The organism is Kitasatospora sp. NPDC098663 (genome assembly GCF_044760075.1).
In the GTDB taxonomy this organism is placed as follows: domain Bacteria; phylum Actinomycetota; class Actinomycetes; order Streptomycetales; family Streptomycetaceae; genus Kitasatospora.
On the sequence record NZ_JBIWAP010000013.1, the window covers coordinates 32,486 to 52,859 of the forward strand.

Genomic DNA, 20,374 nt, shown 5'->3' on the forward strand with positions numbered 1-20,374 from the left:
GAGGCCGGGCTCACAGCCGGGGCGCGATCTCTTCGGCGAAGATGCGGTGCCGTTCGGCGGCCGGGAGGTGGCAGGCCGCGTAGTGGCCGGGCGAGGCTTCGGCCAGCACCGGGAGCTCGCTCGTGGAGCGCCCGCCGGTCCGGTCGGCGTACGGGCAGCGCGGGTGGAAGGCGCAGCCGGACGGCACGTTGATCAGGCTGGGCGGGGTGCCCTTGACCGGGACGAGGCGGTCCTGGAGTTCGCGGTCCAGGCGCGGCATGGAGCCCAGCAGGCCCCAGGTGTAGGGGTGTTCGGGCGCGTCGAAGAGGGTCTCGGCGGGGCCTCGCTCGATGCACTTGCCGCCGTACATGACCAGGATGTCGTCGGCCAGTTCGGCGACCACCCCGAGGTCGTGGGTGATGATGATGACGGCCGAGCCGAACTCCTCCTGGAGGTCGCGGATGAGGTCCAGGATCTGCGCCTGGACGGTGACGTCCAGGGCGGTGGTGGGCTCGTCGGCGATCAGCAGCGAGGGGTCGTTGACCAGCGCCATGGCGATCATGGCGCGCTGGCGCATGCCGCCGGAGAACTGGTGCGGGTAGTCGTCCACCCGGCGGTCGGGCTGCGGGATGCCGACCCGGTCGAGCATCTCGACCGCGCGGGCCCGGGCCTGCTTCTTGGACGCCTGGGGGTGGTGCACCCGGTACGCCTCGACGATCTGCGCGCCGACGGTGTAGTAGGGGTGCATCGCGGTCAGCGGGTCCTGGAAGATCATCGCCATCTCGCGGCCGCGCAGTTGGCGCACCCGTTCGGGGCCGGCCGCGATCAGGTCCTCGCCGTCCAGCCGGATCTCGCCGGTGATCCGGGCCCGCTTGGTGCGGTGCAGGCCCATGATGCCGAGCGAGGTGACGGACTTACCGGAGCCGGACTCGCCGACGATGCCGAGGGTGCGGCCCTTGTGCAGGTCGAAGCTGACCCCGTCCACCGAGCGGACCAGGCCGTCGTCGGTGTCGAAGTGGATCCGCAGGTCGCGGACGGAGAGGAAGGGGTCGCCGGACGGGGCCTGGGCGGCGACCGCCTCGGTCTTCTGGAGCTCGGTCACGAGAGCCTCACCCGGGGGTCGACGAGTGCGTACAGGAGGTCGACCACGAGGTTGCAGGCGACGATGAAGAAGGCGGCGAGCAGGGTGACGCCGAGGATCTTGGGCAGGTCGTTGTCGGCGATCGCCTGGACGGCGAAGGCGCCGACGCCCTGGAGCGAGAAGACCTGCTCGGTGATGAGGGCGCCGCCGAGGAGCAGGCCGAGGTCCATGCCGAAGATGGTGATGACGGGTGTCAGCGCGGCGCGCAGTCCGTGCCGGGCGACGACCTTGCGCTCGACCAGGCCCTTGGCCCGGGCGGTGCGGATGTAGTCCTCGCTCATGGTCTCCAGCATTCCGGCGCGGGTGAGCCGGGCGTAGAGCGCGGAGTAGAGGAAGGCCAGCGAGATCCACGGGAGGATCAGGTTGCGGGCCCACATCAGCGGGTCGTCGGCGAAGTCGACGTACTGGAGGTTGTCCAGGATCGGCCACTCGTAGCTGAACAGCGTGAGCAGCACCGCGCCGGTGAAGAAGACCGGCAGCGAGACGCCGGCGAGGGAGATGCCCATGGCGATCCGGTCGAAGACCGAGCGCGGCTTGAGCGCGGAGACGACGCCGGTGGCGACGCCGGAGACCAGCCAGAGCACGGCCGCGCCGACGGCGAGCGAGAGGGTGATCGGGACGCGCTTGATCAGCTCGGGCCAGACCTCCAGGTGGTTCTTGAAGGAGTAGCCGAAGCACGGTACGTGGCAGGTGACCGGGTCCGGGCCGAACTTGTACTCGGCGCCGCTGACCAGGCCCTTGAGGAAGTTCCAGTACTGGGTGTACAGCGGCTGGTCGAACCCGAGGTTCTTCTTGACCGCGGCGATCGCCTCGGGCGAGGGGTTCTTCCCGACGTACTGCGTGGCCAGTTGGTCGGTGGTCTCGCCGGCGATGCGCGGGAGCAGGAAGAAGATCGCGAAGGTGACCGCGCTGACCACCAGCAGCAGCACGACGGCCGCGAAGATCCTGCGGATGATGTAGGCAAACACAGTTGGGCGGCTCCGGCGGCCCGCCGCCGTCCGGGGTCTTCCGGACGGCGGCGGGCGGCCGCTGCCTTCACCTGCCTTCAGGGATGTGGAGCCAGGCTCTTTACTTGGTGGTGCCGATGTTCAGGTAGTCGTACTCACCCGAGAAGCCCGAGGTGGACACCAGGTTGGTGGCGTTGTCCGGGCGGTACAGGAAGACCTTGAAGTAGGTCAGCGGGACGTAGACCGCCTGGTCCATGATCTTCTTGTCGATCTGGCCGTAGATCTTCTCGCGCGCCGACTGGTCGGTGTTGGTGATCGCGTCGTCGAGCAGCTTGTTGACCTCGGGGTCGTTCAGCTGGGCCAGGTTGCTGTTGCCGGAGGCCTTGATGGCGCGGCCGTCGGAGATCTGCTGCAGGAAGCCGTAGCCGGTCGGCCAGTCGGCGCTCCACTGCATCATCATCAGACCGATGTTGTGGTCCTGGGTGAACTGCGGGACACCGGCGGCGTCCGAGAAGTACTTGCCCTGCGCGTACTTCTGGATCTCGACGTTGATGTTGATCTTCTTCAGCGCGGCCTGGATCGCGGTCGCGGCCTGGACCTCCGGGTCGCGCTCGGTGCGGGCGGTGATCACCGTGCTGAACCCGTCGGGCTTGCCGCAGGCCTTGAGGGCGTCCTTGGCCTTGGCCTCGTCACCCTTGTTGCCGTTGGTCGCCCAGGTGTTGAAGTCCTGGTGGCCCGGGACGTCCGGCGGGATCACCGTGTTGGCGATCTGGCCGCGGATCGGGCCGCCGAGCGTGGTCTGCACGGAGACCTTGTCGATCGCGTACTGGACGGCCTTGCGGCACTCCAGGTTGTCGAACGGCGCGACCTTGCTGTTGATCGCGACGTACGCCAGGCGGCCGCCGTAGGCGTTGTCGGTGTTCGCCTTGAGCTTCTGGTTCTGCAGGATCTGCGCCTGGGTCTGCGGGTCGACGCCGCTGCCGACCAGGTCCACCTGGGCGTTGCCCGCGATCAGGTCCTTGTCGATGGTGGACTGCTCCATGCCCATCCGGACCACGATCTTGTCCGCGAGCTGCTTGCGGATCGGGTCGGTGCTCGGGTCCCAGTTGGTGTTCGGCACCAGGGTGAGCTGCTTGCCGTCCTCGTAGGACTCGAACTTGTAGGCACCCGAGGCGACCACGTGCTTCACGTAGCCGGCGCCGTCGTCCTTGGCCTGCGGGACCGGGACGGTCTGCGGGGAGCCGACCAGGTAGTCGAAGTCCGCGAACGGCTGCTTCAGGTGGAAGACGATGGTCTGGTCGTCCGGCGTCTCGATCGAGTTCAGGCCGCCGGTCTTGTCCTTGTACGGGCCCTGGTACGGGGTCTCGTTGTCGACCAGCAGGTCGTGGAAGTACGTCGGGCCGTTGGAGTTCACGTCCGGCGCGAAGTTGGAGCGCTCGACGGCGTACTTGACGTCCTTGGAGCTGATCGCGGTGCCGTCGTCGAACTTCAGGCCCGCGCGCAGCTTGTACGTCCAGGTCAGGCCGTCCGCGCTGACCTTGCCCAGGCTCTCGGCGAGGTCCGGGACCAGCTTGTTGCCGTTCGAACCGGCGCCCGGGGCGAAGGTGGTCAGCGGACGCCCGTACAGGCGCGAGAAGTTGTAGATGTAGGCGTAGTACGTGTTGCCCGGGTCGAAGGAGTCCGGGGCGCCCTTCATCTCGTAGGTGACCGTCCCGCCCTTCTTGTCCGAGGCGTTGACGACGCCCTTGGTGGCGGCGTCGGCACCGCCGCCACCGGCGCTGCTGCCGCTGGCGGAGGAGGACGAGCCGGAGCCCTTGCTGCCGGAGGTGCAGCCGGTCACGATCAGGACCGCGGCGGCTGCCGCCGCGGTCAGGGCGACGGTACGGGACCTGCGCATGGGTGAGATCAACCCCTTGAGGATGGGAAGGAGGGAGGGCCTGACGTTGCGTCAGTTGCTCTTGGGATCGAGGGCGTCACGCAGCCCGTCGCCGAGCAGGTTGAAGGCGAGCACGGTGAGGAAGATCGCCAGACCGGGGACCACCATGTACTGGGGGTCCACCTGGTAGTACTTGATCGCGTCCTGAAGGATTCCGCCCCAGGAGGCCTGCGGCGGCTGGATGCCGACGCCGAGGAAGCTGAGGCCGGCCTCGAAGAGGATGTTGGTCGGGATCAGCAGGGTCGAGTAGACCAGGATCGGACCGACCAGGTTCGGCAGCAGTTCCTTGAACAGGATGAACGGGCCGCGGGCGCCCAGGCTGCGGGCCGCGTGGACGAACTCCCGCTCGCGCAGCGACAGCGTCTGTCCGCGCACGATCCGGCCCATGTAGGGCCAGTTGAAGAAGCCGATCACGAAGATCAGCACCATGATGTGCAGCGGGAGGCCGTGCAGGCCGAACGCGCCGCCCTGCAGCGAGGTCGAGATCGCGATGGCGAAGAGCAGCAGCGGGAAGGCGAGGAAGACGTCCATGATGCGGCTGATCACGGTGTCCACCCAGCCGCCGTAGTAGCCGGCCATGACACCGAGCACGGTGCCGATCGTGTTCGACAGCAGGGTCGCGCCGAAGGCGACCAGCAGGGAGACCCAGGAGCCCTCGATCACGCGGGAGAGCAGGTCGCGGCCCTGGAGCGGGTCGACGCCGAGCGGGTGGTCCCAGCTCATCCCGCCCCAGTCACCGAGCGGGATGCCGCCCAGGTTGGCGTCGAGCAGGTCCTGGTTCAGGGCGTCGGGGTCGAGGCCGAACAGGGCCTCGATGGGCTTGGCCAGTACGGCCAGCAGGATCAGCAGGATCACCACGACGCCGCCGGCGACGGCGAGTTTGTCGCGCTTGAAGCGGGTCCAGGCGATCTGGCCGAGGGAGCGGCCCTCGATCTTCTTGGCCGGGCTCGCGGGGGCGGGTGCCTCCGGTTCGTTCCCGGTGGTTGCGATGGGTGCGGTCATGGTCAGTTGGTCCCCTCGCCGACGGTGGCCGGCCCACGGGCGCCGGTCACCGGTTCGGCGGTACGGCTGCGGACGTGCGGAGGTGCTTGGAACGGGTGTTCGCGGCAGTACGTCGTGCACGGGTACTGCCCCAACGCGGGATGGGCTTCGCGTGGTTCTGGCGGTCGGCGTGCGCGTTCACCTTCGTGGGGTTCCCAGTACGCGCGGTGCGTTGCGCAGAACTCTCTGCCATCCGAACTGGCTTGCGCCAGCCCTGACAACCGACAGATGCCCAACTGTGATCTGTGCGCATGCACCTCCTACGTCTTCGGCATATCCCTCTTCACACGGCCGCAACTGGCATGTCAAGGTGATCGACGGTAACGGCCGGAAGTTCGCCCGGAAAGCACCGAAGCCGACCTGATGCAAGATCAAGTCGGCTTCTGGAAAAAGGTTTTGGTTGTCAGCGCCCCGGGTATCCGGGCCACGGCTGCTGCGGCTGCCCGGTCCAGCCCGGCGCGGGCTGCTGCGTGCCGTAGCCATAGCCCGGCCCCTGCTGCGCGGGGTACGGCGGAGGCGGCACCGGCGGGTACGGGCCGGTCGGCGGCCGCCCCGCCTCCCGGTCGAAGAACGGGCGCGCGTGGGCCCGCATCCACAGCGCCACCGGGTCGTACTCGTCCGCCATCGCCACCGTGGACACCGCCAGCCCCTCCGGGGCCACCGCGATCGCCCGCTGCATCAGCGCCCGCACGGCCTCCACCGCCGGCGGTGAACTCTCGTACAGCTCCAGGCCGATCGCCAGGTACGGCTCCCCCACGGCCGGCTGCACCCAGGCCCGGCGCAGCGCCCGCACCGCGCGCACCTCACCGGCCTGCCGCTCCAGCAGCGCGAAGAACGGCTGGGCGTTCAGCTGCGGCTCGCTCAGCTTCAACGGCCCGGCCGGCAGCCGCTCCAGGCCCGCGGCGATCCGCCGCAGGTCCGCCCAGGGCACCCCGACCCCGCCGCCGGGCGCGTGCGGGTTGAGCCACAGGCCCCAGCGGGTCCGGTACAGCGAAGCGGCGATCTCCCGCCCGGAGATGACCTCGTGGGCCCGCTCCCAGCCGGACGACGCCAGTTGCTCGGACGAGGTGACGGCCGGCGCGTAGCCGTGGCCGCTGATCTCCATGTTCCCGTACTGGGCGTCCGCGCTGCCCGGCGTGCCGTGCCACAGCAGCATCCAGACCTGGCCGTCGGCCAGTGCGTGCAGCAGTTGCTCGTACGCCTCGTAGCGCTCCGGCGCGACCTCGCGCAGGGTGCGCTCCAGCGCGCCCGGATCCGCTCCGGGGCGCCCGGCGGGTGCCTGGCCCCAGGGCCCCGGTGCACCGCCCGCTACCGCTCCCGCACTCATGCGCCCACCTCGCCGCGCCTCTTTCCTCAAGCCTGCCGGCCCGTCGGCCGTCTGCACGCACCCTATGGCGCGGCACCGACCACCGCCACGGCGACGTGCCTCCGATACGAACCCCGCTCAACCCCGCGCGTAGAAAGGGAGTACCCGGGTGAGCAGCCACTCGACCACCGGGTCATCGGCGAGATCGAGCAGTACGAGGTGGACGCCCCCCGGCAGCGGCGCGGTTCCCAGCGCGCGGCCGAGCGCCTCGTTCACCGCGCCCGGGTCGGCCGGGGCCGTCTGGTCCAGCTGGACGCCCACGAACATCACGGTCGGCTCGCCCTCGATGCTGGCGAGCGCCCGGCGCGCCGTCAACACTCCGGGCAGGGCGGACAGTTCGGCCCGGCAGGCGGCCAGGAAGTGCTCCGGGTCCTCCCCCGGCACCGGCTCGCGCAGCGCCACCCGGCCACCGGTCGGCGCCTCCGGGCCCTGGCCCTGGTTCTGTCCCCGGCCCTGGTTCTGTCCCCGGCCCTGGTTCAGGCCCTGATCCTGGTCGGCCAGGCGCTCCTCGCGCGGGCCGCGCCGCAGCTCCGCCACACCCTGCGGCGGCACCGGGATGCCCACCGCCGCCTCCGGGTTGACCGCGATGCCCACGCCCAGCGGCAGCCCGCGGGCGAACTCCCAGACCGGCGCCACCGCGAAGGCCATCCCCGGCGCCTGCCGCAGGAACACCTCCTGCGAGGAGAACACCGGCACGTACGGCTCGCCGGCCAGCTCGATGGTCGGCAGGTCCAGCGCGGGCCCCTGCGGGTCGCCACCGGCCGGCAGCGGGATCCACACCTGGCTGCGGGCCAGCACCTCGATCACCCGCGGCGTCGCACCCGGGTCGCCCAGCGCGGCGGTCAGCACCTGCTCCAGCTCGTTGGCCGGCCACCCGCCGCCCGGCGGCGCCGACTCCGGCCCGCCCCACCCCTGCTGCTGCTCCACCGGGTACCCCATGCGCGCCTGATCCGCCCTCTGCCGGTCGGCCGCCCTCTGCTGCGCCGACGCGCAGCAGTCTAGGGCTGTGTCCGAAGTGGCGGGGTGTGACCGGGTCCCCTCTCCCGTCGTCGGCGCGGACGTGCCATGATGTGCGCGTTCGACGGCGCGGCGCGCCGGCGGACCGACAACTCCATACCGGCCGCTCGAACCCGCGCGGGAGAGCCCGGAGTGCCCCGTCAGGCGGCACAGCCGGCGCCGAAGGAGCAACTCCTCCCCGGAATCTCTCAGGCCCCCTTACCGCACGGGTTAGGCACATCTGGAAAGTGGCGCACGGCCCTGTCGCGCGCCCACCCACGGTGCAAGCCACCATGCTGTCCTGGATGCTGGAAACAGCTGCGGGCGCGTGGGCGGTGAAGCTCTCAGGTTCGACGACAGATGGGGAGACCCACGCCGCCGCATGCCCGCGCGCAGGGTCGGCCCCCGAGCGGGTCCGGTTCCGGCGCGTGCACCCATGAGTGCCCCGACCGAGGAGTTCCAGGCCATGTCGTCCCTCCGCCTCACCGCGCTCGACGCGCTGCACCGCGCCCTCGGCGCGACCATGACCGACTTCGCCGGCTGGGACATGCCGCTGCGCTACGGCAGCGAGCGCGAGGAACACCTCGCCGTCCGCACCCGGGCCGGGCTGTTCGACCTCTCCCACATGGGCGAGATCACCGTCACCGGCCAGCAGGCGGGCGAGATGCTGGACCACGCGCTGGTCGGCTTCGTCTCCGCGCTGGGCGTGCTGCGCGCCCGCTACACCATGATCTGCGCCGAGGACGGCGGCATCCTGGACGACCTGATCGTCTACCGCCTGCGCGAGGACGCCTTCCTGGTCGTCGCCAACGCCTCCAACGCCCAGCTGGTGCTGGACGAGCTGATCGCCCGCGCCAAGGGCTTCGACGCCGTCGTCACGGACGACCGCGACACCTACGCGCTGATCGCCGTCCAGGGCCCGGAGGCCACCGCGATCCTGGCCGGGACCACCGACGCCGACCTGCCCGGCCTGAAGTACTACGCGATCCTCCCGGCCCAGGTCGCCGGCCGCGACGTGCTGCTCGCCCGGACCGGCTACACCGGCGAGGACGGCTTCGAGATCTTCTGCAACCCGGGCGACGCCGAGGGGGTCTGGCAGGCGCTGACCGCCGCCGGCGAGGGCCGCGGCCTGGTCCCGTGCGGCCTGTCCTGCCGCGACACGCTGCGCCTGGAGGCCGGCATGCCGCTGTACGGGCACGAGCTCTCCACCGACCTGACCCCGTTCGACGCGGGCCTGGGCCGGGTCGTGCGCTTCGACAAGACCACCAACGAGGGCGCCTTCGTCGGCCGCAAGGCGCTGGAGAAGGCCGCCGCCGAGGCCGAGGCCAACCCGCCGCGGGTGCTGGTCGGCCTGGTCTCCGAGGGCAAGCGCGTCCCGCGCGCCGAGTACACCGTGGTCTCCGCCGACGGCGCCCCGATCGGCCGGATCACCTCGGGCGCCCCGTCCCCGACCCTGGGCCGGCCGATCGCGATCGCCTACGTGGACGCGGCCCACGCCACCCCCGGCACCGCCGTCGCGGTGGACGTGCGCGGCAAGCACGAGCCGGTCGAGGTCGTGGCGCTGCCGTTCTACAAGCGCGCCCGCTGAGGCCCCGCCCTCCCGCAAACCCGGTGGACCCGGGCTTGAGCCACGCCTGATCCAGGTCCGGCCCGTGCCCGCACCACGCCTGATCCGCGTCGAAGCCGTCCGTGCGGCGGCCCGCTTCGTCGTACCCGCTTCCCATCCTGGAGAATGACGCCATGAGCAACCCCCAGCACCTGCAGTACACCAAGGAGCACGAGTGGCTGACCGCCGTCGAGGGCGGTGTCTCCACCGTCGGCATCACCGCCCACGCGGCCACCGCGCTCGGTGACATCGTCTACGTGCAGCTGCCCGAGGTCGGCGCCGACGTGACCGCGGGCGAGTCCTGTGGCGAGCTGGAGTCCACCAAGTCGGTCAGCGACCTGTTCTCCCCGGTGACCGGGAAGATCGTCGAGATCAACCAGGACGTCCTGGACGACAACAGCCTGGTCAACAGCGCCCCGTTCGAGGGCGGCTGGCTGTTCAAGGTCCAGGTGGAGTCCACCGACGAACTGCTCAGCGCGGACGAGTACACCGCCTTCATCGGCGGCTGACCCGCTCGTGACGGGGCGGCCGCAGCGCGGCGGCCGCCCCGCCAGGCTCCCCCCTCTCTGCTCCCGTCTCTCTCCTCCCGGGAAGACCACACCATGACGGTTCTGAACCAGTCCCTGCACTCCCTCGACCCGGAGATCGCCGCCGCGGTCGACGCCGAGCTGCACCGCCAGCAGACCACCCTGGAGATGATCGCCTCCGAGAACTTCGCCCCGGTGGCGGTCATGGAGGCCCAGGGCTCGGTACTCACCAACAAGTACGCCGAGGGTTACCCCGGCCGCCGCTACTACGGCGGCTGCGAGCACGTCGACGTGGTCGAGCAGATCGCGATCGACCGCATCAAGGCCCTGTTCGGCGCCGAGCACGCCAACGTCCAGCCGCACTCGGGCGCACAGGCCAACGCCGCCGCGATGTTCGCGCTGATCAAGCCGGGCGACACCATCCTGGGCCTGAACCTGGCCCACGGCGGTCACCTGACCCACGGCATGAAGATCAACTTCTCCGGCAAGCTCTACAACGTGGTCGCGTACCACGTGGACGAGAAGACCGGCCAGGTCGACATGGCCGAGGTCGAGCGCCTGGCCAAGGAGCACCAGCCGAAGCTGATCATCGCGGGCTGGTCCGCCTACCCGCGCCAGCTGGACTTCGCCGCGTTCCGCCGGGTCGCCGACGAGGTCGGCGCGCTGCTGATGGTGGACATGGCGCACTTCGCCGGCCTGGTCGCCGCCGGTCTGCACCCCAACCCGGTGCCGTACGCGGACGTGGTCACCACCACCACCCACAAGACCCTGGGCGGCCCGCGCGGCGGTGTCATCCTGTCCAAGGCCGAGTACGCCAAGAAGATCAACTCCGCGGTGTTCCCCGGCCAGCAGGGCGGCCCGCTGGAGCACGTGATCGCCGGCAAGGCCGTCGCCTTCAAGGTCGCCGCGTCCGAGGAGTTCAAGGAGCGCCAGCAGCGCACCCTGGAGGGCGCCAAGATCCTCGCCGAGCGCCTGCTCCAGGCCGACGTCGCCGAGGCCGGCGCCTCGGTGCTGTCCGGCGGCACCGACGTGCACCTCGTCCTGGTCGACCTGCGCAACAGCCGGCTCGACGGCCAGCAGGCCGAGGACCGCCTGCACGAGGTCGGCATCACGGTCAACCGCAACGCCGTCCCGAACGACCCGCGGCCGCCGATGGTCACCTCCGGCCTGCGCATCGGCACCCCCGCGCTCGCCACCCGCGGCTTCCAGGCCGAGGACTTCCGCGAGGTCGCCGACATCATCGCCGAGGCGCTCAAGCCCGCCTTCGACGAGGACGCCGCCACCGCGCTCAAGGCCCGCGTCACCGCGCTGGCCGAGAAGTACCCGCTCTACCCGAACCTCTGATCACCTCGGTGATCGTTCGGGCGGGGTGACCGGCCTCACCCCGCCGCGGCACCTGGGATCCCGGGGCACCGCGCACACTGGACAGTGCGCGCGGTGCCCCGACCCGTGTCGTCCCCCGCCCGCCAGTCCTTCCACGAGACAGACAAGGACGTCCCCCGTGGCCCTCAGCGTCTTCGACCTCTTCTCCATCGGCATCGGCCCGTCGAGTTCCCACACCGTCGGCCCGATGCGCGCCGCCCGGATGTTCGCCCGGCGCCTGCGGTCCGAGGACCTGCTCGCCGAGGTGGCGAGCGTGCGCGCCGAGCTGTACGGCTCGCTGGGCGCCACCGGCCACGGCCACGGCACCCCCAAGGCCGTCCTGCTCGGCCTGGAGAACAACTCCCCCCGCACGGTCGACGTCGACCAGGCGGACAAGGACGTCGAGCGGATCACCACCGAGAAGCGGCTCAACCTCCTCGGCACCCACCCCATCGACTTCGACCCGGGCACCCAGCTGGTCCTGCACCGCCGCCGCTCGCTGCCCTACCACGCCAACGGCATGACCATCTGGGCGTACGCGGCGGACGGCTCCACGCTGCTGGAGAAGACCTACTACTCGGTCGGCGGCGGCTTCGTCGTCGACGAGGACGCCATCGGCGCGGACCGGGTCAAGCCCGACGACACCGCGCTGCGCTACCCCTTCCGCACCGGCGAGGAACTGCTGCGGCTCACCCGGGAGACCGGGCTGTCGATCTCCGGCCTGATGCTGGAGAACGAGAAGGCCTGGCGCTCCGAGGAGGAGATCCGGACCGGGCTGCTGGAGATCTGGCAGGTCATGCAGGAGTGCGTGCGGGCCGGCATGTCCCGCGAGGGCATCCTCCCCGGCGGCCTCAAGGTCCGCCGCCGCGCCGCCGCGGCCGCCCGCGCGATGCGCGCCGAGGGCATCGGCCCGGCCAACGCGATGGAGTGGGTGACCCTCTACGCGATGGCGGTCAACGAGGAGAACGCCTCCGGCCGCCGGGTGGTCACCGCTCCGACCAACGGCGCGGCCGGGATCATCCCCGCCGTCCTGCACTACTACCTGAACTTCATCCCGGGCGCCGACGAGGACGGCATCGTCCGCTTCCTCCTCGCGGCCGGCGCCATCGGCATGCTCTTCAAGGAGAACGCCTCCATCTCCGGCGCCGAGGTCGGCTGCCAGGGCGAGGTCGGCTCCGCCTGCTCGATGGCCGCCGGCGGCCTCGCCGAGGTCCTCGGCGGCACCCCCGAACAGGTCGAGAACGCCGCCGAGATCGGCATCGAGCACAACCTCGGCCTCACCTGCGACCCGGTCGGCGGCCTCGTCCAGATCCCCTGCATCGAGCGCAACGGCATGGCCTCCGTCAAGGCCGTCACCGCCGCCCGGATGGCCCTGCGCGGCGACGGCCGGCACCACGTCTCGCTCGACAAGGCGATCAAGACGATGAAGGAGACCGGCGCCGACATGAAGATCAAGTACAAGGAGACCTCGCGCGGCGGCCTCGCCGTCAACGTCATCGAGTGCTGATCACACCCGCTGTCGCCTGAGCCCCCGGACCCGTCCGGGGGCTCTCGGCGTTCCGGGGCGTCCCGGGGCGTTCGGGGGCGTCCCGAGGGTGCCCGCTCAGGCCGCGAACGGGCGGACGCGCCGGGCGTCCCGCAACGCCTCCGCCCACCAGGCGAGTTGGTCGAGCATGGTCTTGGCGGCGGCGTCGGCGGCCGGGTCGAGCGGCTTGCCGTCGGCGTCGAAGCACTGGGCGGCGCCGTGGAAGCTGACCGTGTTGCGAATCGTCATGGCGTTCAACTCGGCGAGCACCACTCGCAGTTGCTCGACGGCGCGCAGGCCGCCGGAGAGTCCGCCGTAGGAGACGAAGCCGACCGGCTTGCCGTGCCACTGGCTGTTGTGCCAGTCGATGGCGTTCTTCAGCGGGGCCGGGAAGCTGTGGTTGTACTCGGGCGTGACGACCACGAAGGCGTCGGCGGCCTCCAGGCGGGGCGTGACGGCGGCGAGCAACTCGGCGGCGCCCGGCTCCAGTTCACCACCGAAGGACGGGAAGGTGGTCGGCAGCGGGGTCTCGACCAGATCGATCAGGTCGGCGGTCATGTCGCCGCGCGCGCCGAGGTGGCCGAGCAGCCAGTCGGCGACGACGGGCGCGAACCGGCCGCTCCGAGTGCTGCCGACGACGACCGCGACCCGCAGGCCCTTCTCCGCGATGTCCGCGCTCTCCGTAGCCATGGGAATCCCCCTCCGGGACGATGTGTACACCGTATCTACTGGATACAACGTACACATCGACGTGTACGACGTCCACTTCCGATACGGCGTACACGCCGGTGGTACGGTGGGAGCCCCGACCGGAAGGAGCCCGCCGTCATGCCCGCCCAGCAGGCCCCCACCGGGGACGACGACCAGACCAAGCCCCCGGCCTCACTCTGGGAGCGCCTCGCCCGCCCGGCCCCCGCGCCGCGCACCACCCTCACCCCGCAGCGGATCGCCGAGGCCGCGATCGCGATCGCCGACGCCGAAGGCCTCGACGCCGTCACCATGCGCCGGCTCGCCACCACCCTCGGCGTCGCCCCGATGGCCGCCTACCGGTACGTCTCCGGCAAGGACGAACTCATCGACCTGATGGTCGACTTCGTCTACGGCGAACTCTCCCTGGACACTCCCTCCACCGGCTGGCGCGACACCATGCGCACCCTGGCGCTCCACCTGCGCGCCATGAACCTGGCCCACCCGTGGATCGTCCGCGCCGGCGCCGTCCCCCTCACCCCCAACCAGCTCGCCATCCCCGAACGCGCCTTCGCCGCCCTCGCCGACCACGGCCTGGACGCCGACACCACCATGGCGGTCTTCCGCACCGTCACCGGCTACGTCCACGGCTCCGTCGCCGCCGAGCTCGCCCTGCGCACCCTCCAGCGCGAGCACGGCTGGTCCGACGGCGACGAGACCCGCGCCGGCCTCGCCCCCCGGATGTCCTTCCTGATGGGCACCGGCCGCTACCCCACCTACCAGCGCTACCTCCACGAGGCCACCCGCAAGGACGACCCCACCTGGCAGTTCGAAACCGGCCTCGACTGCGTCCTCGCCGGCATCGCCACCCACCTCGGCATCTGAACGCGCCTGAACAACCGAGCGCGCCCCGGCCCACCGGTGGGGAAATTATGTAGACCGGTCTACATCCCACGCGCGGAATATGCAGACCGGTCTACCTCTTCAGTGCACCCCCACGCACCTCCCGCGCAGGAAGTCGACCCGTCCGACTTCCTACTCCGAGGAGAGCTCCCCCGCGATGAGCAGCCGGTACCCGTAGTCCATGTGCTCCTGGTCGAGGAGTTCGGCATGGCGCCGGTGCCAGGCACCGGATTCGAGGTCGGCGCGCAAGCGGGCGATCGCCGGCTGCACCACTGCGGCCGGCAACTCGGCGAAGGTCGAGCTGGCCTGCCGGACGACCGGGTCGAGGTAGAACTCGGGCCGCCGCCAGTAGGCGATCTGGTAACCGTCCGTGAAATCGTGCGGGACGGGGAAAGGCAGCACGGTGTGCGCGTCCAGCGCGTCGACGACCTGGGCCAGCGGTGTGAAGCGGCGCTCCTCCAGCTCCCGGATCTCGGGCAGGTACTCCTCCAGCAGCCACAGTTGCGGACGGTGGGCCGGGTCCCAGGTGAACACGACCTGCCGCCGGGCGACCCTCCGCAGCTCCGCGAGGCCCCGTTCGGGATCCGCCCAGTGGTGGACGGTCATGACTGCCATCGCCGCGTCGAAGGAGCCGCCGGGAAAGGGCAGCTGCTCGGCGCCGGCCTTGACCTTCCGGCGCCCCGGGTGCTGGTCGAGCATGACCTGGGAGGGGTCGACGGCGGTGACGGCGGCGCCCTCGGGCTCGTAGGATCCGGCGCCCGCACCGACGTTCACCACCGACCGGGCCCCCTGGAGGGCGGCACCGATCAGGGCGTGCAGTCGGGGATCGGGCCGCCGGATGGAGCGGTAGCCGACCCCGATGCGGTCGTACGTCGCCTGCGGTCGGCTGTTCGCGGTCTCTTCCATGCGGCCAAGCCCACCAAGCGGGGCGCCCGGCGGCAAGCGGCTCGGCGCAAGAGTCCGGAAAGCAAGGCGTGTTGGCCCGCCGACCGCCGGGCGGCCCCACGCGCTGGAAGTCGGCCGAGCCGACTTCCAGCGCGTGGGGCCGCCCGCAGTTCAGCGGCGGCGGGTGCCCACGGGCACGGTGAGGACGGCGAGGCCCGCGCCGAGGATGGCGAGGCCGCACCAGGAGGCTGCGGGGAGGCGTTCGCCGAGGACGGCGACGCCGAGGAGGGCGGCGACGGCGGGTTCGGCGAGGGTGAGGGTGGTGGCGGTCTGGGCGGAGGTGCGGCGCAGGCCGTGGCCGAAGAGGCGGTAGGCGAGGAAGGTGGTGATCACCGCGAGGTGGAGCACCACCGCCGCACCGCGCGGCGAGGCGAGCCACCGCAGGTCGCCGAGGAACAGCACCGGCAGGACGAGCAGCGCGGCCGCGCCGAACATCGCCCCCATCACCCCGGCGGACGGGTGCCCGCGCGAGATGAGCCTCCCGCCGATGAGCGAGTACACCGCGTACGAGAGGCCGGAGAGCGCGGCCAGCGCCACCCCCACGGCGTCCACCGCCGCGCCGCCGCCGGTGAGTTCGGGGCCCAGCACCAGGACGGCGCAGCCGACGACCGCCGTCACCGTGGCGCCGGCCCACCGGCCGCTCGGCCGTCCCTGCCGGGTGAGCCAGCCGAGCAGGCCGGCGAAGACGGGGGCGCTGCCCAGGGCGATCACGGTGGCCACCGCCACCCCGGCGCGGGTCACCGCCGGGTAGAAGGTGACCGGGTAGCCGACCACCGCGACGGCGCCGACGGCGAGTTGCCACCGCTCCCGGCGGCCGCAGGCCCGGGGCAGCGCGCGGGCGCTGCGGGTGGAGAGGAAGAGGAGGAGTCCGCCGAGGACCAGCGCGGCGGCGCCGATGCCCGCCGAGGGGGCGCCGTCGGGTGCGAGGGAGCTGGCCGTCCCGGTGGTGCCCCACAGCAGTGCGGCGACCAGGATCGGGACCGGCCCGCCGAGCGGGCCGGCGCGGCGGGCGGCGGGGGTGGCGGTGGGCCGGGTGGGCGCGGGCGTGGAGGTGCGGTTCGGCACAGTCGTGAACTTCCGTCGTCGAAGACCGTCAGGGGAGTTGGTTTCGCACCGGGCGCACGCTGCGGACCCCTGGCGGCCGAAGGGGGCCGCGGCAGGGAGCACGGGGGTCGAGCCGCCGGCGTGTGCGCCCGATCAGGCGCTGAGCGGTGGCAGTACGACGTGCCAGTACAGGTTCACGGGCCCGATGCTACCCGGCAGTTCCGGCGGGGTGGGGCTCACGGAGGAATTGGCGGCCGGGCGACGAAGCACCGGAGGCCCGACGGCGAGGATGGTGAATATTCACAGGCAACAGCGTGAACCTATGCAAAATCCAAAGGTGAACTAGGTTACAAACCTTTTAATCCAAGTCACCTGGTTTGCCCACATGCTGAGATTCGTGCGATAGTCGAAGCAGCCCAACGGCGGGCGGCACAGCACGCCGGCCTGGGCGTGGAGACTTCGGCTGGCCCGACCTGGCACGGCCGACGCCCATCGTGCGGCACGCACCCCCTTGGCCGGCGCGATGACTTGCAGGGGCCCCCATCCGCCGGACCACGGCGACTTCGGGGGCCCTGCGCGTTTTCCCGGGAAAGCCCGGAAGACCCGGACGGCCGAGAAAGACCCGGACAGTCGAGAAAGACCCGGGAAAGCCCGGAACGGTCAGTGCCGCTCGCGGACCTTCAGTTCGAACCAGACGCCCTTGCCGCGCGGCAGCAGGTCGGCGCCCCAGCGGTCGGCCAGGTCGTCGATGACCCGCAGCCCCCGCCCTCGCTCGGTCACCGGCTTCGGCTCGGCGAGGATCATGCAGGGCAGCGCCCGGGAGGAGTCGCGGACCTCGACGCGGAGCCAGCCCGGCTTGCGGATCACCTGGAGTCCGATGGTGCGTCCGGCGGCGTGCCGGACGGCGTTGGAGACCAGTTCGCTGGTGAGTAACTCACCGGCCTCCAGGTGCTGGTGGAGGTCCCAGGACTCCAGGACCGACAGCACCAGCCGGCGGGCCACCGGGCCGGTCTCCGGCCTGGACGGCAGTCGTACCTCGTTCGGCACGGACTGATCGCTCAGCCTGCCGCAATACATCTCCTCCAGTTCCTCCGAGCTGAGCCGCTCCAGCGCCGCCAGCGCGCCCTGGACATCGATCCACGACGCCTCGGCGACCAATCCGGCCCCGGGAACTGATGACTGATCTGTTTCGCCCCAACCCGCCATGCGGTCCATCATTGCGGAACGCAAGCGGCCGCGTACGGACAATGAGCAAACGATCTCCTCCGAGTCGGCATATGCCGCGTGCAAGGAGACCCCGCGGAGAGTGCCAGGCAGAGGCCTGGAGGGGGCCGGCAGACGGTGGGGAGAGGGTGGAGAGCAGGCAACCCGGGGCGCGTCCGCGTCAATCCCGGGTTGCCACGGAACCGCCCCGACCAGGGCGGCTACCGGTCGGCCTACCAGGCGCTCCAGGGCACGTTCCAGCCACTCAGGCCGTTCGCCGGGTCGAGGGTCTCCTTCTTGGTGGAGTTCTTCACGACCACCACGTCGCCGACGAGCGAGCCGGCGTAGAACTTGCCCATCGAGGTGGATTCGCCGCCGCCCTCGACGTCCTTGAGGGCGACGCAGCCGTGGCTGACGTTGTCCTCGCCGATGAGCTTGCTCCAGTAGTTGCCGTGCAGGTAGGTGCCGCTGTCGGTGAGCCGCATCGAGTGCGGCACCTGGAGGTCGTACGGGGAGCCGCTCATGCCGGGGAGGGTGCTGGACTGCATCCGCACCACGCCCTCCTTGGACATGACGACCATCGTGCCGTTCCAGGTCGGGTGTTCGGGCGAGCCGGAGGTGATGTCGATGTCCGACGGCTTGCCGTCCAGTTCGACGGTCATCCGGTGCGCGGCGGCGTCAACCGTCGAAATCTGAGATCGCCCGATCGTGAAGGGCTCGTCCCGGTCGGTGCCGTACACCCCAGGGGCGATCTCGACGCTCTTGAGGCGGTAGTGCACGGTCACCTTGGTGCCGGACTTCCAGTACTGCTCGGGGCGGAAGTCCAGTCGGCGGTTGCCGAACCAGTGGCCCTTGACCACGGTGCCGTTGTCGGTCTCGAAGGTGATGCCCTTCGCGACGACCTCCTTGTTCTTGACGTCCTTGCTGAAGTTCACCGAGACGATCATGCCGACGCCGTACGTCGCGTCGTTGTCCACGTTGTCGGCGGCCTTGGCGAGGGCCGTCGGCGTCAGCGTGGAGAAGTTGCTGTCCGCGCTGGCGACCACACCGTTGGCGTCCGCGGCCATCGCGCTGACCTGGTAGGTGCTGCCCACGGCGAGGCCGGCCGACGGGGTCCAGCTGGAGCCGTCCGCGGCGATGGTGCCGGGCACCTCCGCGCCGGTCTTGTCACTGACCTTGACGGTGGTGAGCTTGCCGCCGGTCGCGCCGACCTTGAGCGCGTCGGGCGCGACGTCCACCGTGCCGGGCTTGGGCTCGATGTTCACCACGGCCTGCGACACCTTCGGCGCCGCGCTGCTCGCCGCTGCGGCGCCCGGGGAGGCAGTTCCGGCGGCCGCTCCGGCCCCCAGGTCCGCCTTGGCCGCGCTCCCGCCCCCGTTACCGCTCCCGCCACTCCCGCCGCCGCACGCGGCGGTCAGCGCCATCGCGCCGCCCACCAGACCGACGGCCACCACTCTGCGTATCGACCTCAACGTCGATCCCTCCCTCAGAAACCCCACGAAAGAAACCCCACGGACCGAACCCCACGGACCGCACCCCACGACCCGAAACCCCGCACACGACCCCGCGCACACGGCGGACCCGACCACTACACGCGCCGGCCTCCGGAAAGGTTGCGCCATCCGGGGCCCGGTGCGCTCCGAAAACGCGAACGGCCCGACCCCAACGGGTGAGGATCGGGCCGCTCGTCCGCACCGCGCCGACGAACCGGGACTATCCGGTCGGTCGGCGGGCAGGATCTACCAGTTCGCCCAGGCGATGTTCCAGCCGCCCAGCCCGTTGGAGGGCGCGACGGTCTTCTCCTTGGTGTTCACGATCTTGACCACGTCGCCGACCATCGAGTCGTTGAAGAACTTGCCCGCGACGGAGGTGTCGCTGCCGCCCTTCTCGTCCGCCATCGAGACGCAGCCGTGGCTGGCGTTGGTCCTGCCGAACGGGCTGGCCCAGTAGTTGCCGTGCACGAAGGTGCCGGAGGTGGTCAGCCGCATCGCGTGCGGCACGTCCTGGATGTCGTACTCGCCGCCGAGGCCCACCGTCTGCGAGTTCATCCGGGTGACCTTCTCCTTGGACATGATCACCATCGTCCCGCCCCAGGACGGCGTCGCGTCCGCGCCCAGGGTGACCGGCACGGTGGTGCTCTTGCCGCCCCGCTCGATCGTCATCTGGTGCGTCTTGGCGTCGGCGGTGGCGATCTGGGAGCGGCCGATGGTGAACGGCTCGTCCTTGTCCACGTCGCCGTAGACGCCCGGGGCGACCTCGACGCTCTTCAGCCGGTACTTGATGGTGACCTTGGTGTCCGGCTTCCAGTACTCGGCCGGGCGGAAGTCCAGCCGGTTGTCGCCGAACCAGTGGCCCTTCACCTCGGTGCCGTTGTTCGTCTCGAAGGTGATGCCCTTGAGGACGGCGTCCTTGTTCTTGACGGTCTTGCTGAAGTTCACCGAGACGATCATGCCGACGCCGTAGGTGGCACCGTCGCTGATGTTGTCGTTGGTGGAGACCTTCTTGTCCGGCGTCAGCGTGGTGAACGTCGTGGTGGACGCGGTCACCAGGCCGTCGGCGTCCTTGGCCTGCGCGTTCACCTTGTACGCCATGCCGACGGTGAGCGCGGCGGCGGGCTTCCAGCCGATGCCGTCCGGGGTGATCGCCCCGTCGACCGGCTTGCCGTTCTTGTCGGTCACCTCGACCGTGGTGAGCTTGCCGTTCGAGACGGACACCTGCAACGCGTTGCTCGGTGCGACGTCCTGGGCGCCGTCCTTCGGCTCGACGGCCAGCACCGCGGCGGAGGCCTTCGGCTCGCCCGACGCGCCCGCCGGGGCCGCCGTCCCGCCCGCACCTGCCGTCGCCGCGGACGCCGCGTTGTCGCCCCCGCCGCCCGTTCCGCCCTTGTCGTCGCCGCAGGCCGCGGTGAGCAGCAGCACCCCGCCCATGACCAGCGCCATCGCACCCCTGCGCCCGTAGCGGCTGGTGGTACGTATCGCGGCGTCGGCCGTCTTCCCCGTCTTCACGGTTTCTCCCCTCCCGGTATTCACTCTCTTGACGCGTTGAGTGCCCCCATGAGTTGCACCGGGCGCCGATCTTTCGCGCCGGACCGGGGCGCGCCGGAGCAGGATAGCCGGGCCGTCCGAGCGGATCCCGGGGGGAGGTGGGTGGATCGGGGGTGAATCGG

17 protein-coding genes and 1 riboswitch are annotated in these 20,374 nt (G+C 70.9%); of the genes, 5 read left to right on the plus strand and 12 right to left on the minus strand.

Annotated features, from left to right (window positions below):
- Positions 1-10: 10 nt before the first annotated feature.
- From ACIQVZ_RS16435 to ACIQVZ_RS16460, 6 genes are all read right to left on the minus strand, one after another.
- Positions 11-1,081, minus strand: a complete 1,071-nt coding sequence (locus ACIQVZ_RS16435) for an ABC transporter ATP-binding protein (RefSeq protein WP_402450553.1) — start codon at positions 1,079-1,081, stop codon at positions 11-13.
- Entirely contained in the window at positions 1,078-2,088 is a 1,011-nt protein-coding gene (locus ACIQVZ_RS16440) for an ABC transporter permease (RefSeq protein ID WP_350884652.1), read from the minus strand. Before ACIQVZ_RS16440 ends, ACIQVZ_RS16435 begins: the two co-directional genes overlap by 4 nt.
- Before the next feature lie 100 nt (positions 2,089-2,188).
- Complete coding sequence (locus ACIQVZ_RS16445; RefSeq protein ID WP_402450555.1) at positions 2,189-3,964, minus strand: ABC transporter substrate-binding protein; 1,776 nt, start codon at positions 3,962-3,964, stop codon at positions 2,189-2,191.
- A gap of 51 nt (positions 3,965-4,015) precedes the next feature.
- Entirely contained in the window at positions 4,016-5,005 is a 990-nt protein-coding gene (locus ACIQVZ_RS16450) for an ABC transporter permease (protein WP_350884655.1), read from the minus strand.
- A 442-nt stretch (positions 5,006-5,447) separates the two neighbouring features.
- A complete protein-coding gene (locus tag ACIQVZ_RS16455; protein ID WP_402450557.1) occupies positions 5,448-6,371 on the minus strand; it encodes an enhanced serine sensitivity protein SseB C-terminal domain-containing protein in 924 nt (307 codons plus the stop codon).
- A gap of 117 nt (positions 6,372-6,488) precedes the next feature.
- Entirely contained in the window at positions 6,489-7,349 is an 861-nt protein-coding gene (locus tag ACIQVZ_RS16460; RefSeq protein ID WP_402450559.1) for an enhanced serine sensitivity protein SseB C-terminal domain-containing protein, read from the minus strand.
- Positions 7,350-7,535: 186 nt separating this feature from the next.
- Positions 7,536-7,641: riboswitch (glycine riboswitch) on the plus strand.
- A gap of 231 nt (positions 7,642-7,872) precedes the next feature.
- On the opposite strand from ACIQVZ_RS16460, the gene gcvT reads away from it, so the two are divergent.
- The 4 genes from gcvT (at position 7,873) to ACIQVZ_RS16480 (ending at position 12,408) form a co-directional block, all read left to right on the plus strand.
- Entirely contained in the window at positions 7,873-8,994 is a 1,122-nt protein-coding gene (gene gcvT / locus ACIQVZ_RS16465) for a glycine cleavage system aminomethyltransferase GcvT (protein ID WP_350884661.1), read from the plus strand.
- 152 nt (positions 8,995-9,146) lie between these two features.
- Positions 9,147-9,521, plus strand: a complete 375-nt coding sequence (gcvH, locus tag ACIQVZ_RS16470) for a glycine cleavage system protein GcvH (protein WP_402450560.1) — start codon at positions 9,147-9,149, stop codon at positions 9,519-9,521.
- Positions 9,522-9,614: 93 nt separating this feature from the next.
- Entirely contained in the window at positions 9,615-10,883 is a 1,269-nt protein-coding gene (gene glyA, locus ACIQVZ_RS16475) for a serine hydroxymethyltransferase (protein ID WP_402450562.1), read from the plus strand.
- Between the two features lie 157 nt (positions 10,884-11,040).
- Positions 11,041-12,408: an L-serine ammonia-lyase gene (locus ACIQVZ_RS16480; RefSeq protein WP_363619269.1), complete on the plus strand. Its 1,368-nt coding sequence runs from the start codon at positions 11,041-11,043 to the stop codon at positions 12,406-12,408.
- A gap of 96 nt (positions 12,409-12,504) precedes the next feature.
- Here the strand turns inward: ACIQVZ_RS16480 and ACIQVZ_RS16485 are convergent, their stop codons facing one another.
- Positions 12,505-13,116: an NADPH-dependent FMN reductase gene (locus ACIQVZ_RS16485; RefSeq protein ID WP_402450565.1), complete on the minus strand. Its 612-nt coding sequence runs from the start codon at positions 13,114-13,116 to the stop codon at positions 12,505-12,507.
- Between the two features lie 138 nt (positions 13,117-13,254).
- On the opposite strand from ACIQVZ_RS16485, the gene ACIQVZ_RS16490 reads away from it, so the two are divergent.
- On the plus strand, positions 13,255-13,998 hold the full coding sequence (locus ACIQVZ_RS16490) for a TetR/AcrR family transcriptional regulator C-terminal domain-containing protein (RefSeq protein WP_402450567.1): 744 nt from the start codon (positions 13,255-13,257) through the stop codon (positions 13,996-13,998).
- A 150-nt stretch (positions 13,999-14,148) separates the two neighbouring features.
- Here ACIQVZ_RS16490 and ACIQVZ_RS16495 read toward each other — a convergent pair whose 3' ends face one another.
- The 5 genes from ACIQVZ_RS16495 to ACIQVZ_RS16515 all read right to left on the minus strand — a co-directional run bounded on the left by ACIQVZ_RS16495 (position 14,149) and on the right by ACIQVZ_RS16515 (position 20,213).
- On the minus strand, positions 14,149-14,922 hold the full coding sequence (locus ACIQVZ_RS16495) for a class I SAM-dependent methyltransferase (RefSeq protein ID WP_402450569.1): 774 nt from the start codon (positions 14,920-14,922) through the stop codon (positions 14,149-14,151).
- A gap of 150 nt (positions 14,923-15,072) precedes the next feature.
- The gene (locus tag ACIQVZ_RS16500; RefSeq protein WP_350884675.1) at positions 15,073-16,026 is read right to left on the minus strand and encodes an EamA family transporter; all 954 of its coding nucleotides are present in this window, start codon (positions 16,024-16,026) and stop codon (positions 15,073-15,075) included.
- A 639-nt stretch (positions 16,027-16,665) separates the two neighbouring features.
- Complete coding sequence (locus ACIQVZ_RS16505; protein ID WP_244293363.1) at positions 16,666-17,163, minus strand: ATP-binding protein; 498 nt, start codon at positions 17,161-17,163, stop codon at positions 16,666-16,668.
- Positions 17,164-17,441: 278 nt separating this feature from the next.
- Positions 17,442-18,680 (minus strand): Ig-like domain-containing protein, encoded by a 1,239-nt coding sequence (locus tag ACIQVZ_RS16510; RefSeq protein ID WP_402450572.1) that lies wholly within the window; start codon positions 18,678-18,680, stop codon positions 17,442-17,444.
- Positions 18,681-18,947: 267 nt separating this feature from the next.
- Positions 18,948-20,213: an Ig-like domain-containing protein gene (locus ACIQVZ_RS16515; RefSeq protein ID WP_350884679.1), complete on the minus strand. Its 1,266-nt coding sequence runs from the start codon at positions 20,211-20,213 to the stop codon at positions 18,948-18,950.
- Positions 20,214-20,374 lie beyond the last annotated feature (161 nt).

Coding starts and splice junctions, on each gene's coding strand:
- ACIQVZ_RS16445 (WP_402450555.1), bottom strand. CDS start 3,964: ATGCGCAGGTCCCGTACCGTCGCCCTGACCGCGGCGGCAGCCGCCGCG.
- ACIQVZ_RS16450 (WP_350884655.1), bottom strand. CDS start 5,005: ATGACCGCACCCATCGCAACCACCGGGAACGAACCGGAGGCACCCGCC.
- ACIQVZ_RS16455 (WP_402450557.1), bottom strand. CDS start 6,371: ATGAGTGCGGGAGCGGTAGCGGGCGGTGCACCGGGGCCCTGGGGCCAG.
- ACIQVZ_RS16460 (WP_402450559.1), bottom strand. CDS start 7,349: ATGGGGTACCCGGTGGAGCAGCAGCAGGGGTGGGGCGGGCCGGAGTCG.
- gcvT (WP_350884661.1), top strand. CDS start 7,873: ATGTCGTCCCTCCGCCTCACCGCGCTCGACGCGCTGCACCGCGCCCTC.
- gcvH (WP_402450560.1), top strand. CDS start 9,147: ATGAGCAACCCCCAGCACCTGCAGTACACCAAGGAGCACGAGTGGCTG.
- glyA (WP_402450562.1), top strand. CDS start 9,615: ATGACGGTTCTGAACCAGTCCCTGCACTCCCTCGACCCGGAGATCGCC.
- ACIQVZ_RS16485 (WP_402450565.1), bottom strand. CDS start 13,116: ATGGCTACGGAGAGCGCGGACATCGCGGAGAAGGGCCTGCGGGTCGCG.
- ACIQVZ_RS16490 (WP_402450567.1), top strand. CDS start 13,255: ATGCCCGCCCAGCAGGCCCCCACCGGGGACGACGACCAGACCAAGCCC.
- ACIQVZ_RS16495 (WP_402450569.1), bottom strand. CDS start 14,922: ATGGAAGAGACCGCGAACAGCCGACCGCAGGCGACGTACGACCGCATC.